Genomic DNA, 14,934 nt, shown 5'->3' with positions numbered 1-14,934 from the left:
TTTCTCCCAAAAACCGCTACGAGCACATCCATGTGCGCTTCTCTCCGGCCATCCATGGCCTCCGAAATTTTTGGGAGAAAGCTCCCACCGCCCCTATCAGACCTCTCAGATATATCTCACAAATGCCAAAGCGTAGGTCGGATTAGGCGCAGCCGTAATCCGACAATTTTGATCGCATATTCGGTGTTAAACGTTCTGTCGGATTACGCTTCGCTAATCCGACCTACGTTTTCCTGGACTATATCTCTGAAGCTTAATTGGGGTGATGGGGCCTTTCTCCCAAAAATTTTGAGGGCCAAGGATGGCCCGAAAGAAGCGCACATGGATGTGCTCGTAGCGGTTTTTGGGAGAAAGGCCCCATCACCCCTGACACCAAGCCTCAAAGGCTAGGGCCGAACTAGAATGCCAGGCACCAAAGTCAGAGACCAACAACCTCAGAATGAATAGCCTCCAAAGCCGCCAGAGGATCAGCCGCCTGGGTAATCGGACGGCCGATAACCAGGTAATCGGACCCGGCCTTGAGGGCATCCGTGGGAGTCATGATGCGTTGTTGATCGCCTTTGGCGGCGGTCAGGGGTCGGATTCCCGGGGTGATCAGTTTGAAGTCGGCGCCCTGCTCGGCTTTCAGTTTGGGGGCTTCCTGAGCGGAGCAGACGACACCGTCGAGGCCGCAGTTTTTGGTGAGGGTGGCCAGGCGGGAGACGTGGGCCTCCGGGCTTTCGGTGATGCCGATGCCTGCCAGGTCGTCGGCTGACATGCTGGTGAGCACGGTGACGGCGATCAGCAGCGGGCGGTCGGCACCGAAGGCTTCCAGGCGTTCGCGGCAGGCGACCATCATGTTTTCGCCGCCGGAGGCGTGGACGTTCACCATCCACACGCCAAGATCAGCTGCAGCCGCTACCGCCGCAGAGGTGGTATTGGGGATGTCGTGGAATTTGAGATCCAGGAACACATCGAAGCCGCGATCCTGCAGGCTGCGCACCAGCGACGGGCCGGAGCGGGTGAAGAGCTCCTTGCCGACTTTCAGGCGGCACTTGGCCGGGTCCAGTTGATCGACCAGCGCCAGCGCCGGGTTTTCTGAAGGGAAATCTAGGGCAACGATGATCTTCGGGTCGTTATTGGTTTGCACGGTCAGGTCCTGCGGGTAATCGGGTTAAAAAGAGCTATTCGGCTTCCACGCCCTGGATCGGGCGAACGGTTTCCCACTGCTTACAGCTGGGACAGAGCCAGTGCAGCTGGCGGCCGGAGAAACCGCAGCTGACGCATCGATAAACCGGGCGGTTAGCCAGAATCAAGTGGCCGATACGGCTGACGAGGCGACCTTCGTCGGTGGTCATGCCTTTCTCATAGCCAGCCAGCTCCACCAGGCGCAATAACCCCCGGACACTGGGTCGGACCTCCAGTTCGAGGCGCAGAAGGTCAATGGCGGCTGGCCGGCCAGACGCGCGTTCCACCGATTCCACCAGCGCCAACAACAAACTGGTGCTGGGCCAGGTCTCGTAAAACTTGCGAAGCTTTTTCACCAGGCGACCGATGTCGCCGTGTTCATGCTCCAGCTTCATCAGGCGATCGACCGCTTCGGAACCAAACTCCGGGTTCTGATCAAACACCTTGAGACTCTGGTTGGCGGCGTCCTTGAAGCTGCCCTGGCGGACCTGCAATTTCATGATAATAAATGTGGCGCGAACGCAGGACCGGTCATGATCCAGCGCTTCTTTGGCCAGCTTCTGAGCACCCCAGCGATCGTCATTCTTGAGAGCGTCGTCCGCTAGCTCACAGGTGATGTACGCCAGCATTTTGAGTACCGCCGGGTCGGTCTGGCCATTGGTCAGGGTTCTGGCAACCTGCGCGGCTTTCTCCCACTCTTTTTCCTGCTGGTAGAGCTCAATCAGCTGAAGGGCAGACTTGCGGCCGTATTCCCGATCGCCCATCAGCTCGTGTAGCAAAGCTTCAGCCCGGTCCAGAAGACCGGCATTCAGGTAGTCCAGGGCCAGTTCAAAGGTGACCTGGGGGGAAAATCGGGGCGGAAGCTCCGGGCGGGCAAGGAGGTTCTGGTGAATCAGGATGGCCCTGTCGGTTTCACCCTTGTGACGGAAGTGGGCGCCAACGGAAAGATGAAGACTGACCGTGTCGCGGTTAACCGCGAGGGACTGTACGAAGTTCTCCACGGCCTGGTCGGAGTAATTGGTAAACAGGAACTGGAGACGATCCCGCACCGATTCTTCATCGGAAATGGTTTTCTTTGAACGCCGCGAGGAACTGCCGAGGCGCCCAGCAAACCAACCGGCCGCGACAGCGATTGTCAGCAGCAGCCATTGAAGCACTATGTCCATTAAAGAGTCCGGTCGTTCTCGGCCCTGGATTTCTCCAATGCCTGCTCGGTACGAGCAAGTCGTTTCTGAAGGTTGCGACGGGAAACAGACGTTCGGAAAGTCGCCAGCATGGTAATCAGAACACCAATCAGCGCACCAATGACAAAGGACATGATAATCCAGACGGCAACACCATGGGGCTGGGTCTCAAACACCAGGAAGTTCAGGGAGACCGCCATCTGATTATTAAGGGAAAAGACCAGCGCCAGGAGGACCAGGAACAAAACCAACAGAACAATGAGAATTTTCTGCAATCCTGCCATCGATGTATCGCTCCCCAAAGGGTGTATAAACCCTGGCTAGTGTCGTTCCCGGAAAAAGGTGATCAGAAGCCTTTCTTCAAGCTGTCGTTAACCTGTTCGCGCAATTCCTTGCCTGGCTTGAAATGCGGCACGAACTTGGCGGGCAGTTGCACGGCCTCGCCGGTTTTCGGATTCCGCCCGGTTCTCGCCGCACGATGGTGCAGTGAAAAGCTGCCAAACCCGCGAATCTCAATCCGCTGACCATTGGACAGCGACTGGGACATATGTTCAATAATGGTTTTTACGGCCAGTTCCACATCTTTCACGGAAAGCTGACTTTGCTTGGACGCGATCAGCTCAACCAGTTCGGACTTCGTCATCAGGCTCATCCCTCTTCTTTATTATTGGATAGCCGGTTACCAGCTCCATGTCCCTAGTTTAGCCAAACCAGAAAAAAACACAAAAAAAACGGGCTCTTAGAGCCCGTTTTTTTCATACCAACCGGAAAACTTATTCCTTGTTGGCGTTTTGCTGCTGCATCTGCTCCTTGATGAGATCACCGATGGTGGTCGCACCAGAAGTTTCAGCGGTCTTGCTGCGCACGCTCTCAAGTGCCTGCTTGTCGTCCTCAACGTCTTTGGACTTCACAGACAGGTTGATGATGCGGTTCTTGCGATCGATGCTGATGATCTTCGCTTCAACTTCTTCGCCTTCCTTCAGCGCGTTGCGGGCATCTTCTACCTTGTCGCGGCTGATTTCGGAAGCCTTCAGAACAGCTTCAACTTCGTCGTTCAGAGAGATAGTGGCAGCCTTGGCGTCAACGGCGGATACGGTGCCCTTAACGATGGAGCCCTTGTCGTTCAGCTGAACAAACTCGGCGAACGGATCGCTTTCCAGCTGCTTGATGCCCAGGGAGATGCGCTCGCGCTCCGGGTCAACAGACAGGATAACGGTTTCAACTTCGTCGCCCTTCTTGTATTCACGAACGGCTTCTTCGCCAGTTTCGTTCCAGCTGATGTCGGACAGGTGAACCAGACCATCAATGCCGCCGTCCAGACCGATGAAGATACCAAAGTCAGTGATTGACTTGATCTTGCCGGAGATACGGTCGCCTTTGTTGAAGTTGCCGGAGAAATCTTCCCACGGGTTGGATACGCACTGCTTGATACCCAGGGAGATACGACGACGCTCTTCGTCGATATCCAGAATCATCACGCCCACTTCGTCGCCCACCTGGACAACCTTGGACGGATGGATGTTCTTGTTGGTCCAATCCATTTCGGATACGTGAACCAGACCTTCAACACCCTCTTCCAGCTCGGCAAAGCAGCCGTAGTCGGTCAGGTTGGTAACGCGTGCGGTGACCTTGCTGCCTTCCGGATAACGACCCTTGATATCAACCCAGGGATCTTCGCCCAGCTGCTTCAGGCCGAGGGATACACGGTTACGCTCACGGTCGAACTTCAGAACCTTGACGTTGATCTCGTCGCCCACATTCACGATTTCGCTCGGATGCTTGATGCGCTTCCAGGCCATATCAGTGATGTGCAGCAGGCCGTCAACACCACCCAGATCCACGAACGCGCCGTAGTCGGTCAGGTTCTTGACGATACCCTTGATTTCCAGACCTTCGGTCAGGGTTTCGAGCAGAGCTTCACGCTCGGCGCTGTTTTCAGCTTCCAGAACGGCGCGGCGGGAAACAACCACGTTGTTACGCTTCTGGTCCAGCTTGATAACCTTGAATTCCAGCTCTTTGTTCTCCAGGTGCGCGGTGTCGCGAACCGGACGAACGTCTACCAGAGAGCCTGGCAGGAAGGCGCGGATGCCGGCCAGATCGACGGTGAAACCACCCTTGACCTTGCCATTGATAACACCCTTGACCACTTCTTCAGCTTCGAAGGACTTCTCGAGTACCTTCCAGGCTTCAGCGCGCTTGGCCTTCTCGCGGGACAGACGGGTTTCACCGAAACCGTCTTCAACAGCGTCGAGAGCTACATCGACAACGTCGCCAATAGCAACTTCCAACTCGCCTTTTTCGTTCAGAAACTGGGAGGCGGGGATAACGCCTTCGGACTTCAGTCCGGCGTTAACGGTGACCCAGTCGTTGTCGACGTCAACTACGGTTCCCTGGACGATGGAACCCGGTTGCATGTCAATTTCTTTTAGGCTTTCTTCAAAAAGATCCGCAAAGCTCTCGCTCATTATGTGTCCTATATGATCAACGCAAGTGTGCTCCGTGCCACCAGCAACACGGTCTGTTAATAAGTTCCGGAGGCAGCCTGAGGCTGGCAGATAACGCTACATCCGGCATTTCAACGACAAAAAGGTGTAGTCAGGCCTGGCCTGCTGCGGCCATACACCTGTCTAACACCTCTTCTATACTCAATCCCGTAGAATCAATGACTTGCGCATCATCCGCGGGCTTGAGAGGGGCTGCGGAACGGTTCATATCCCGTTCATCACGAACCCGTATCTCCTCTAAAAGGGCGTCAATATTAACATCGACACCTGCGTCCTTCAACTGGCTGTAGCGCCTTCTCGCACGTTCCTCGGCACTGGCCGTCAGGAAAATCTTGACCGGGGCATCCGGAAAAACCACGGTGCCCATGTCACGGCCATCGGCCACCAGGCCGGGAGCCTGCCGGAAATCCCGCTGCCGTTGCAGCAGGGCATCACGAACCGGTTGAATCACTGCCACCCGGGAGGCGTTATCGCCGGTGGCTTCCGTACGTATATCTGCGGTCACATCTTTACCAGCCAGGATCACCTTGACCGGCTCCCCCGCATCCGTTGGCTCAAAAGCCACATCCAGACTTGCGGCCACCTTCACCAGGCCCGCCTCGTCGTCCAGGGCAACGCCCTGACGCACGGCGGCCAGAGCCGTCAGGCGATAGAGCGCACCGCTGTCCAACAGGTGCCAGCCCAGCTTGCGGGCGAGCATCTGGGTGACCGTGCCCTTGCCGGAACCGCCCGGGCCGTCAATGGTGATGACCGGAGCCTTGGTGCTGGACATCACTCCCCTCCTTCGGTGGTAATCCGGATGCCGGTGTCGCAGGCAAGTTCCACAAATCCCGGGAATGAAGTCGCCACATTGGCGCAATCCGTCACCTCAATGTCTCCGGTTGCCCGCAGGGATGCCACGGCAAAAGACATGGCAATGCGGTGATCTCCGTGGCTATCGACCTTGCCACCACCGATCGGCTGACCGCCGTCGATAACAATGCCATCAGGCGTCACCGTGGTTTCAACGCCAAGTGCCGCCAGACCATCCGCCATCACCTGAATCCGGTCACTCTCCTTCACCCGGAGCTCTTCCGCACCACGCAAGACTGTGCGACCTTCAGCACAGGCGGCGGCAATGAACAGCACCGGGAATTCATCAATGGCCAGAGGCACCTGATCTTCAGGAATATCAATCCCCTTGAGTCGGGCGGAACGTACCTTCAGATCCGCGACCGGCTCACCACCGATTTCACGCTCTTCCAGCACCTCGATATCCGCACCCATCTTCTGCAGGATATTGATCACCCCGACCCGGGTCGGATTCATACCGACGTGCCGTAACGTCAGCTCGGAATCCGGGGCAATACTGGCCGCCACCAGGAAAAACGCCGCAGAGGAAATATCCGCAGGCACGTCAATGGCGGTAGCTGTCAATGTTCCGCCACCGGTGACACTGGCGGTAGCGCCGTCCCGGTGCACATGGTAGCCAAATCCTGCCAGCATACGTTCGGTGTGGTCACGGGTAGGCGCCGGCTCGGTTACCGACGTTACGCCTTCGGCGTACAGACCCGCCAGCAACAGGCAGGATTTTACCTGGGCCGAGGCCACCGGCATTTCATAATGGATGCCGGTCAGTGGCTGACCACCACGGACTTTCAGTGGCGGACGACCACCGTCGGCGGTATCAATCACTGCCCCCATCGCTCGAAGGGGATCGGCAATGCGTCCCATCGGGCGCTTGGACAGGCTGCTGTCGCCGGTCAGTTCGGAATCAAAGGGTTGCGCGGCTAGCAAGCCTGCAAACAGGCGCATGGCGGTGCCGGAATTCCCCAGATACAGGGGACCACGGGGCGCCTGCAAACCATTTACGCCAACGCCGTGGATGCGCACGAAACCGTTATCCGGCCCTTCGATGGTGACACCCATATCGCGGAACGCCTGCAGGGTCGCGAGGCTGTCCTCCCCCTCCAGGAATCCCTTTACTTCGGTGATGCCATCAGCCAGCGCACCCAGCATGATGGAGCGGTGGGAAATGGATTTGTCCCCCGGCACCCGGATATCGCCGGCAATACTGCCACCGGGCTGAAGACGGAACGTTACCTGTTTCTGACTGTTGTTTGTCACGTAAGCCTGTCCTGAAAGCATTTTCGAAAAATGTTCCCGCGCCGCCTTGGCGCGACTGAACACCCTGAGCATGGTCGCTCCGTCCCCGCTGGCAATGGCGGTACGAAGCTGGTCAAGATCGTGTGTAAAATGATCAACGACCCGTAACACGGCATCCCGGTTAGAGAGAAAGATGTCATGCCACATCACCGGATCACTGGCGGCGATCCGGGTAAAGTCGCGGAAACCACCCGCCGCGTAGCGGAAAATATCGAGATTCTCATCCTCACCGGCCAGTGTGTCCACCAGTGAAAATGCAATAAGATGCGGCAGATGACTGGTCGCCGCCAGCACTTCATCATGATACGCCACGGACATGGTCAGGACCGTAGCGCCACAACCTTCCCACAGCGCTTTCAACCGCGCCAGATCCCCGGCCATGACGTTATCCGGCGGGGTAAGGATGACCTTGTGATTGGCGAACATTCCGGAATTTGCTGCCCGGATTCCGCTCTTTTCGGACCCCGCGATTGGATGACCGGGGATCACGCGGTGAGAGAGATCGCCGAAAACTGCCCGTACATCCTCAACAAAACTGGTCTTGGTGCTGCCCACGTCGGTAAGAATCGCGTCAGCGGGCAAGTGGGATTTCAGTTCTTCCAGAACCGTACGGGTTGCGCGAACCGGCACGGCAAGGATGATCAGTTCACAGCCGGCAACTGCTTCGGCAATGGTGCCGGCGGCCTGGTCAATGACGCCCAGCTCCACCCCCAGCGACAGTTCGTCTTCTCGCTTGTCGGTACCAATGACGGTTTCGGCCAGCCCGTTCTCACGCATGGCTTTTGCCAATGAGCCGCCAATCAATCCCAGACCAATAACGGCAACCCGGCTGAACAGTGGCTTGGTCGTCGCCACGTTACGCCCCCTGCCCCGGCTGACCGAGCGCATTGGCCAGGGCCGTTAACAACTTTGCGTTTTCCCACTCAAGACCGATGGACACCCGCAGGTGCCGGGGCATGCCATACCCGGCGACCGGGCGCACGATCACGCCCTGCTCCAGCAACGACTGGTAAATACCCATGGCGTTACTTCCAACATCCACCGCGATGAAGTTGCCCGCAGAGGGAATAAATGACAGGCCAAGTTCGCGAAAGCCGGATTCCAGCTGCGCCATACCACTGGCATTGACCTCGCGGGAACGCTGGACGTAGGCCTCATCCTCCAATACTGCTGTCGCGGCGGCCAGCGCAACGGCGTCCACATTGAACGGCTGGCGTACCCGGTTAAGGATATCCGCGATTTCAGGGGAACTGATACTGTAACCAACCCGCAATGCCGCCAGCCCCCAGGCCTTGGAGAAAGTGCGGCAAACGATCAGATTCGGGAACCGGGACAGCATTTCAACACCGTCAGCGTAGCCCTCACCCTGTAGATATTCGCAGTAAGCTTCGTCCAATACCACGACAACCCGCTCGGGGATCTTCTCAAGAAACGCCAGAATGGCTTCGGCGCCATGCACCGTGCCGGTCGGGTTATTGGGGTTGGCCACAAACACCAGCTTTGTGCGGTCCGTGACTGCCGCCGCCATCGCATCCAGGTCGTGACCCCAGTCTTTCGCAGGAACGGACACGCCTTTGGCGCCAATCGCCTGGGTGACCAGCGAATAAATCGCAAACGCGTACTCAGAGAAAACCACCTCCGACTCCGCATCCGCAAAGCAGCGGACAATCACTTCCAGTAAATCATTGGAGCCATTGCCCAGGGTAATCTGAGACATGTCCACGCCGAAACGGGCCGCCAGTGCCTGCTTGAGGTCAAAACCATTACCGTCGGGGTAAAGGCACAACTCGCTTAGGGCTTCCCGGGCTGCGGCCAGCGCTTTTTCACTGGGCCCCAGGGGATTCTCGTTACTGGCCAGCTTGATGATATCGGCGGGATCCAGGCCCAGCTCACGGGCCAGCTCATCGATGGGCTTGCCGGGCTGGTAGGGAGACAGCGCCTGCACCCCTGCCACCGCCAGACTTTGGTAATCAATCGACATCACACCTTCCTCAACGCCTGTCCGAATCGTTTCGCTGCCAGAACTTCCGTTAAAGCACACCTATGGGGTAAGACCCCAGACGCTTGAGCTCCACGGCTTCGTCGTCCACGTCCGCCAGCACCTTGCGCACCTGCTCGTCTTCCACGTGGCCTTCAAAGTCGATATAGAAAACGTAGGCCCAGGTGCCGCTGGGTGACGGCCGGGTTTCGATGCGCGTCAGGCTGAGACCGTGGCGATGGAAAGGCTCCAGCAACTGGTACAACGCCCCTGGCTTGTTACGCATGGACACCAGGATGGAAGACTTGTCATGACCACTGGCGGGCACTTCTTCCCGGCCGATAATCAGGAACCGGGTGGTGTTGTCCGGGCGATCTTCAATGCTGTTGGCCACAACCTCGAGCCCGTACAACTCCGCCGCCATATCACCGGCGATAGCTGCGGTTCCCGGCTCTTCCGCTGCCCGACGTGCGGCTTCGGCATTACTGCTCACCGTCACGCGCTCAATGCCGTAGCGATGAGTGTCCAGCCACTGGCGGCACTGGGCAAACGACTGCTGGTGAGAGTATATGCGGGTTATTTCCTGATCCTTGTTGGCAGGCGATACCAGCAGATGGTGGTGGATGCGCAGCTGCACCTCGCCACAGATTTTCAGGGGCGACGACATGAACATATCAAGGGTGTGATTGATCATGCCTTCGGTGGAATTTTCCACCGGCACCACTCCATAATGGGCTGCGCCGGATTCCACTTCACGGAATACCGCATCAATCGCCGGTAGCGGAACACTGACCACGGAATGCCCGAAGTGCTTCAGGGCCGCAGACTGGGTGAAGGTCCCCACAGGCCCCAGGAAGGCAATGTGCATGGGCTTTTCCAGCGCCAGGCAGGCGGACATAATCTCCCGGAACAGCCGGGCCATTTCTTCACCGGATAGCGGGCCGGGATTCTGCTCCTTGATGCGGCGCAGCACCTGGGCTTCCCGCTCCGGACGGTAGAAGAACACATCCTGCCCCGGGTTAGCCGTCAATTTGACGTTCGCCACTTCCTGAGCGCATTGGGCACGGGCGCTGATCAGCTCCATGATCTTCTGGTCAAGCTGATCGATTTCGTCCCTCAGTTCGGCCAGGCGGGTCTGCTCGTCAGTCATGATCAGCCCCGCTCCTTCGCAAATTCCGCCATATAGGCGATCAGGGCGTCCACACCGGCTTCCGGCATGGCGTTATAGATGCTGGCGCGCATACCGCCCACCGAGCGGTGACCTTTCAGGTTCAACAGCCCACGGGCATCCGCACCTTTGAGGAAGTCGCTGTTCAGGGCAGCATCCCCCAGTGTGAACGGCACGTTCATCCAAGAGCGGAAACGGGGATCAATCGGGTTGGCGTAGAAATCATTGTCATCAATGAAATCGTACAGCTTTTTCGCCTTGCGCAGGTTGATTTCACCCATGGCCTGCACACCACCCTGGGCTTTCAGCCATTTGAACACCAGCCCGGCCAGATACCAGGAATAGGTAGCCGGCGTGTTGTACATAGAGTTGTTATCGGCGATGACCTGATAGTTCATCATCGTTGGGGTTTCCTTGCGGGCCTTACCCAGCAAGTCCTTACGGATGATGATCACCACCAGACCGGACGGCCCGATATTCTTCTGGGCGCCGGCGTAGATCAGACCGAATTTCGACACGTCCAGCGGGCGCGACAGCATGGTGGACGAGAGATCCGCCACCAGGGGCACGCTGCCGCTGTCGGGGATGAAGTCAAACTCCAGACCGCCGATGGTCTCGTTTGGCGTGTAGTGCAGATAAGCCGCGTCAGCATCGGTATTCCAGGAGTCCTGGCCGGGAATGGTGGTAAACCTGTCCGCCTCGCTACTGGCCGCCACGTTAACGTTTCCATACCGGCTGGCTTCCGCAATGGCCTTCTTGGACCAGATACCGGTGTTCACGTAATCCGCAGACGTCTTGTCACCCAACAGGTTCAGGGGGATGGTCGAGAACTGACTCGAAGCTCCACCCTGCATGAAGAGTACGGCGTAATCATCTGAAATACCGGCTAATTCACGGAGGTCTTTTTCGGCTGTTTCGGCGATTTCCAGGAACTCGTCACTGCGATGGCTCATCTCCATCACCGACATGCCGGTACCGCGCCAGTCGAGCATTTCATCCCGTGCCTGTTGCAGCACGCTTTCCGGCAAGGTTGCCGGGCCTGCACAAAAATTATACGCCCTGCTCATGATCCTGTGATCTCTCAAGTCTTACAATCGTTCTGCAAAGCGCCGGCTTATTCCTCGCCGGCGCCCTCATCTGCATTATCGCCTTCTGCGACAGGAGTTTCTTCGCCATCAACATCTTCGTCATCGGTTTCGGCGATACGTTCAACACCGACCAGACGTTCGTCTTCCTGACTCAGTTTGATCAGGCGAACGCCCTGGGTGTTCCGGCTCAATACCGACACTTCGTCGGTGCGGGTACGAACCAGCGTGCCCTTGTCCGAGATCAGCATCATTTCATCGCCGTCGAACAACTGCAGCGCTGTCACCAGGTTACCGTTACGCTCGGAGCACTGCATGGCGATAACGCCCTGGCTGCCGCGGCTGTAGGTCGGGAACTCGTCGAAAGCGGTGCGCTTGCCGTAACCGTTCTCACTGGCGGTAAGAAGTACGCCATCTTCCTGCGGAATGATCAGCGACACCACGTGGTGGCCTGCTGGCATCCGGATACCGCGAACACCGCGGGCGGTACGGCTCATCGGACGCACCGCCTCTTCATTGAAGCGAACGGCCTTGCCAGCTGTTGAGAACAGCATGACTTCCGCATCCCCTTTGGTGATGGCAGCGCCGATCAGCGTATCGCCTTCGTCCAGTGACAGAGCGATCAGGCCGCTGCTGCGCGGACGGGAGAAGTTCGGCAGCGGGGTCTTCTTGACCACACCGGCAGAGGTGGCCATCAATACAAACTGGTCTTCCGGATAGTCACGGACCGGCAGGAAGGTGGTGATGCGCTCACCCTCGTCCAGCGGCAGGATGTTGACCATCGGGCGGCCACGGGAAGCGCGGCTGGCACGGGGAATCTCGAACACCCGCAGCCAGTACACCTTGCCACGGTTGGAGAAACACAAAATGGTGTCGTGGGAGTTAGCAACCAGCAGTTTCTCGACGAAATCCTCGTCCTTCATGGACGTTGCCGCCTTGCCCCGGCCACCACGGCGCTGGGCCTGATAGTCTTCGACCGCCTGGGTCTTGGCATATCCACCGTGGGAAATGGTGACTACCAGGTCTTCTTCATCGATCAGATCAGCAATGGTCAGGTCGCGTTGGGAGCTGGTGATTTCGGTAAGGCGCTCGTCACCAAATTCGGATACCACAGCTTCCAGTTCTTCGCGAATAACCTGCATGAGACGATCCGGATCCGCCAGGATTTCCAGCAGGCCGGCGATTTTCTCAAGGATGTCCTTGTACTCGTTCTGGAGCTTTTCGGTTTCCAGACCGGTCAGGCGATGCAGACGCATGTCCAGGATCGCCTGGGTCTGCTCCGGCGACATATGGTACAGACCATCACGCAGGCCGTAGATTTCCGGCAGATCATCGGGGCGGCAGGCGTCTTCGCCAGCACGCTCCAGCATCGCCAGCACGTCACCCGGTGCCCAGCCCTTGGCCATCAGCTTCTCTTTCGCTTCAACCGACGTCGGAGAAGACTTGATCAGCTCAATCATCTCGTCGATGTTGGCCAGGGCAACGGTCAGCCCTTCCAGGATATGACCACGCTCCCGGGCCTTGCGCAGCTCGTAGATGGTCCGGCGGGTCACCACTTCGCGGCGATGACGCACGAACGCGTCGAGCATTTCCTTCAGATTGAGAATCTTCGGCTCGCCATTGATCAGCGCCACCATGTTGATACCAAACACGGTCTGCAACTGGGTATGGGCGAACAGGTTGTTGACCACCACTTCCGGGTTTTCACCACGGCGCAGTTCGATCACAACCCGGATGCCTTCCTTGTTGGACTCGTCCCGCAATTCGGTAATGCCTTCCAGGCGCTTTTCCTTGACCAGCTCGGCGATCTTCTCGATCAGGCGCGCCTTGTTCAGCTGGTAAGGCAGCTCGGTAATGATGACGGCATCGCGATTGGTCTTCTTGTCGTGCTCGATTTCGTGACGGGCACGAATGTAGATACGACCACGGCCGGTGCGGTATGCCTCAACGATACCGGCACGGCCGTTGATGATGCCCTGAGTCGGAAAATCGGGGCCGGGAATGAACTCCATGAGTTCATCCACGGTCAGATCCGGATTATCAATCAGCGCCAGACAACCGCTGACCACTTCAGTCAGGTTGTGGGGCGGAATGTTGGTCGCCATACCGACCGCGATACCGGAAGAGCCGTTGACCAGCAGGTTCGGAACCCGGGTAGGCAGTACATCGGGAATCCGCTCGGTACCGTCGTAGTTGTCGACGAAATCCACGGTTTCCTTGTCGAGATCCGCCAGCAGGGAGTGAGCAACCTTCTCCATGCGGATTTCGGTGTAACGCATGGCGGCGGCGTTGTCGCCGTCGATGGAACCGAAGTTACCCTGACCGTCGACCAGCGGATAGCGCAGGGAGAATGGCTGAGCCATACGAACGATGGTGTCGTAGACCGCGGAGTCACCGTGGGGGTGATATTTACCGATGACATCACCGACCACACGAGCGGACTTCTTATAAGCCTTGTTCCAGTCATTGCCCAACTCGGACATGGCGAACAGAACGCGGCGATGAACCGGCTTGAGACCGTCACGAACATCCGGAAGGGCCCGCCCGACGATAACGCTCATGGCGTAATCGAGGTAGGACTGCTTCAACTCATCTTCAATATTTACCGGCAGGATCTCTTTGGCTAACTCACCCATCGAGAAAGGTTCCTTTGCGTTTGCTGGAAGTCGTTTCAGGGCTTTTTCTGCGCCCCATAGTTATTCTTTAACAAGCGGCCAATACTAACACAGTCAGCCCCTTACAGGGGCAACTGCGACCAGTTCTTAATTAAAAACGACCGTCTTGTTTTCGTAGGTAATCACCCGGTCCTCGATATGGGACCGCAGGCCACGGGCCAGTACGTTCTTTTCCACGTCCTTGCCCAGGCGAACCATGTCTTCGATGGAGTCGCTGTGGGTAATGCGGATTACGTCCTGTTCGATGATCGGGCCTTCATCCAGATCCTGGGTCACGTAGTGGCAGGTGGCTCCGATCAGCTTGACCCCGCGACTGTAAGCCTGGTGATAAGGACGCGCACCGGCGAACGATGGCAGGAAGCTGTGGTGAATATTGATCACCTTGCCGGCGTACTTTTCACACAGACTGGCAGGCAGGACCTGCATGTAGCGGGCAAGTACCACCACGTCGGCGTCATAACCCTCGATCAGGCCATCAATTTCACCAAAGGCTTCGTCACGGTTATCACGGGAGACCGGAATATGGTGATAGGGTATCTCATGCCACTCGACCATGCGGCGCAGGTCTTCATGGTTGGAGATAACCGCCACGATCTCGGCGTTGATCTCGCGGCTGTGCCAGCGGTGCAGGAGGTCTGCCACGCAGTGGGACTCCTTGCTGCACATCAGGATCACCTTCTTGGGCTGGGCCGAATCCGCAATGTGCCAGTTCATGCCGAACTCACGGGCGATGGGTTCGAACGCCGCCCGGAACTGGTCCAGACCAAAGGGAATCGAGCTGGCCTTGATCTCGTGGCGCATGAAGAACCAGCCGGTCTGAGTGTCCGAGTGGTGGCTCGCCTCGGTAATCCAGCCATTGTAGGTGGACAGAAAATTACTCACCTTGGCGACAATTCCAACCCGGTCCGGGCAGGAAATCACAAGACGATAGGTATGCTCCATGAAAGCCTTTCCTTAACTGAAATCCGGGAAAGCAGGTGCGTCGGGGAATCACCACCGACATTAACAGCGGGTTAACGGTACGCACC

Annotated in this window: 12 protein-coding genes; all 12 read right to left on the bottom strand. The window is 57.6% G+C overall.

The window, feature by feature from the left end; genetic code table 11:
* Window positions 1–418 precede the first annotated feature (418 nt).
* The 12 genes from pyrF to purU all read right to left on the bottom strand — a co-directional run bounded on the left by pyrF (window position 419) and on the right by purU (window position 14,848).
* Entirely contained in the window at window positions 419–1,129 is a 711-nt protein-coding gene (pyrF, locus tag ACQUWM_RS18840; RefSeq protein ID WP_428923115.1) for an orotidine-5'-phosphate decarboxylase, read from the bottom strand.
* Between the two features lie 34 nt (window positions 1,130–1,163).
* Window positions 1,164–2,333: a lipopolysaccharide assembly protein LapB gene (gene lapB / locus ACQUWM_RS18835; protein WP_407000875.1), complete on the bottom strand. Its 1,170-nt coding sequence runs from the start codon at window positions 2,331–2,333 to the stop codon at window positions 1,164–1,166.
* A complete protein-coding gene (locus ACQUWM_RS18830) occupies window positions 2,333–2,635 on the bottom strand; it encodes a LapA family protein (protein WP_407000876.1) in 303 nt (100 codons plus the stop codon). Before ACQUWM_RS18830 ends, lapB begins: the two co-directional genes overlap by 1 nt.
* Before the next feature lie 62 nt (window positions 2,636–2,697).
* Window positions 2,698–2,994, bottom strand: a complete 297-nt coding sequence (locus tag ACQUWM_RS18825) for an integration host factor subunit beta (RefSeq protein WP_406985312.1) — start codon at window positions 2,992–2,994, stop codon at window positions 2,698–2,700.
* 130 nt (window positions 2,995–3,124) lie between these two features.
* Window positions 3,125–4,816 (bottom strand): 30S ribosomal protein S1, encoded by a 1,692-nt coding sequence (rpsA, locus tag ACQUWM_RS18820; protein WP_406985313.1) that lies wholly within the window; start codon window positions 4,814–4,816, stop codon window positions 3,125–3,127.
* 130 nt (window positions 4,817–4,946) lie between these two features.
* Window positions 4,947–5,627 (bottom strand): (d)CMP kinase, encoded by a 681-nt coding sequence (cmk, locus tag ACQUWM_RS18815; RefSeq protein WP_407000877.1) that lies wholly within the window; start codon window positions 5,625–5,627, stop codon window positions 4,947–4,949.
* Window positions 5,627–7,888 (bottom strand): bifunctional prephenate dehydrogenase/3-phosphoshikimate 1-carboxyvinyltransferase, encoded by a 2,262-nt coding sequence (locus tag ACQUWM_RS18810; protein WP_428923114.1) that lies wholly within the window; start codon window positions 7,886–7,888, stop codon window positions 5,627–5,629. Before ACQUWM_RS18810 ends, cmk begins: the two co-directional genes overlap by 1 nt.
* A complete protein-coding gene (hisC, locus tag ACQUWM_RS18805) occupies window positions 7,857–8,981 on the bottom strand; it encodes a histidinol-phosphate transaminase (RefSeq protein WP_428923113.1) in 1,125 nt (374 codons plus the stop codon). The genes ACQUWM_RS18810 and hisC overlap by 32 nt, the downstream gene beginning before the upstream one ends.
* Window positions 8,982–9,030: 49 nt before the next feature.
* Window positions 9,031–10,128, bottom strand: coding sequence for a prephenate dehydratase (gene pheA / locus ACQUWM_RS18800; RefSeq protein WP_407000882.1), 1,098 nt, complete (start codon window positions 10,126–10,128; stop codon window positions 9,031–9,033).
* A 2-nt stretch (window positions 10,129–10,130) separates the two neighbouring features.
* Window positions 10,131–11,213, bottom strand: coding sequence for a 3-phosphoserine/phosphohydroxythreonine transaminase (gene serC, locus ACQUWM_RS18795; protein ID WP_428923112.1), 1,083 nt, complete (start codon window positions 11,211–11,213; stop codon window positions 10,131–10,133).
* A gap of 47 nt (window positions 11,214–11,260) precedes the next feature.
* Window positions 11,261–13,867 carry a DNA gyrase subunit A gene (gene gyrA / locus ACQUWM_RS18790; RefSeq protein ID WP_407000884.1) on the bottom strand — a complete coding sequence of 869 codons (2,607 nt, stop codon included), beginning with the start codon at window positions 13,865–13,867 and terminating at the stop codon, window positions 11,261–11,263.
* A 126-nt stretch (window positions 13,868–13,993) separates the two neighbouring features.
* The gene (gene purU, locus ACQUWM_RS18785; RefSeq protein WP_407000885.1) at window positions 13,994–14,848 is read right to left on the bottom strand and encodes a formyltetrahydrofolate deformylase; all 855 of its coding nucleotides are present in this window, start codon (window positions 14,846–14,848) and stop codon (window positions 13,994–13,996) included.
* Window positions 14,849–14,934: the final 86 nt, after the last annotated feature.

Origin of the sequence: Marinobacter sp. DUT-3, assembly GCF_050379435.1 — a bacterium.
GTDB lineage: Bacteria > Pseudomonadota > Gammaproteobacteria > Pseudomonadales > Oleiphilaceae > Marinobacter.
Note: the sequence above shows the minus strand (reverse complement) of the source record. Positions and strands in the feature narration are given on the sequence as shown.

What these genes read in the sequence shown, in the direction of transcription:
- lapB (WP_407000875.1), bottom strand. Translation starts at nt 2,333, where the DNA reads ATGGACATAGTGCTTCAATGGCTGCTGCTGACAATCGCTGTCGCGGCC.
- ACQUWM_RS18830 (WP_407000876.1), bottom strand. Translation starts at nt 2,635, where the DNA reads ATGGCAGGATTGCAGAAAATTCTCATTGTTCTGTTGGTTTTGTTCCTG.
- ACQUWM_RS18825 (WP_406985312.1), bottom strand. Translation starts at nt 2,994, where the DNA reads ATGACGAAGTCCGAACTGGTTGAGCTGATCGCGTCCAAGCAAAGTCAG.
- rpsA (WP_406985313.1), bottom strand. Translation starts at nt 4,816, where the DNA reads ATGAGCGAGAGCTTTGCGGATCTTTTTGAAGAAAGCCTAAAAGAAATT.
- cmk (WP_407000877.1), bottom strand. Translation starts at nt 5,627, where the DNA reads ATGTCCAGCACCAAGGCTCCGGTCATCACCATTGACGGCCCGGGCGGT.
- ACQUWM_RS18810 (WP_428923114.1), bottom strand. Translation starts at nt 7,888, where the DNA reads ATGCGCTCGGTCAGCCGGGGCAGGGGGCGTAACGTGGCGACGACCAAG.
- hisC (WP_428923113.1), bottom strand. Translation starts at nt 8,981, where the DNA reads ATGTCGATTGATTACCAAAGTCTGGCGGTGGCAGGGGTGCAGGCGCTG.
- pheA (WP_407000882.1), bottom strand. Translation starts at nt 10,128, where the DNA reads ATGACTGACGAGCAGACCCGCCTGGCCGAACTGAGGGACGAAATCGAT.
- serC (WP_428923112.1), bottom strand. Translation starts at nt 11,213, where the DNA reads ATGAGCAGGGCGTATAATTTTTGTGCAGGCCCGGCAACCTTGCCGGAA.
- gyrA (WP_407000884.1), bottom strand. Translation starts at nt 13,867, where the DNA reads ATGGGTGAGTTAGCCAAAGAGATCCTGCCGGTAAATATTGAAGATGAG.
- purU (WP_407000885.1), bottom strand. Translation starts at nt 14,848, where the DNA reads ATGGAGCATACCTATCGTCTTGTGATTTCCTGCCCGGACCGGGTTGGA.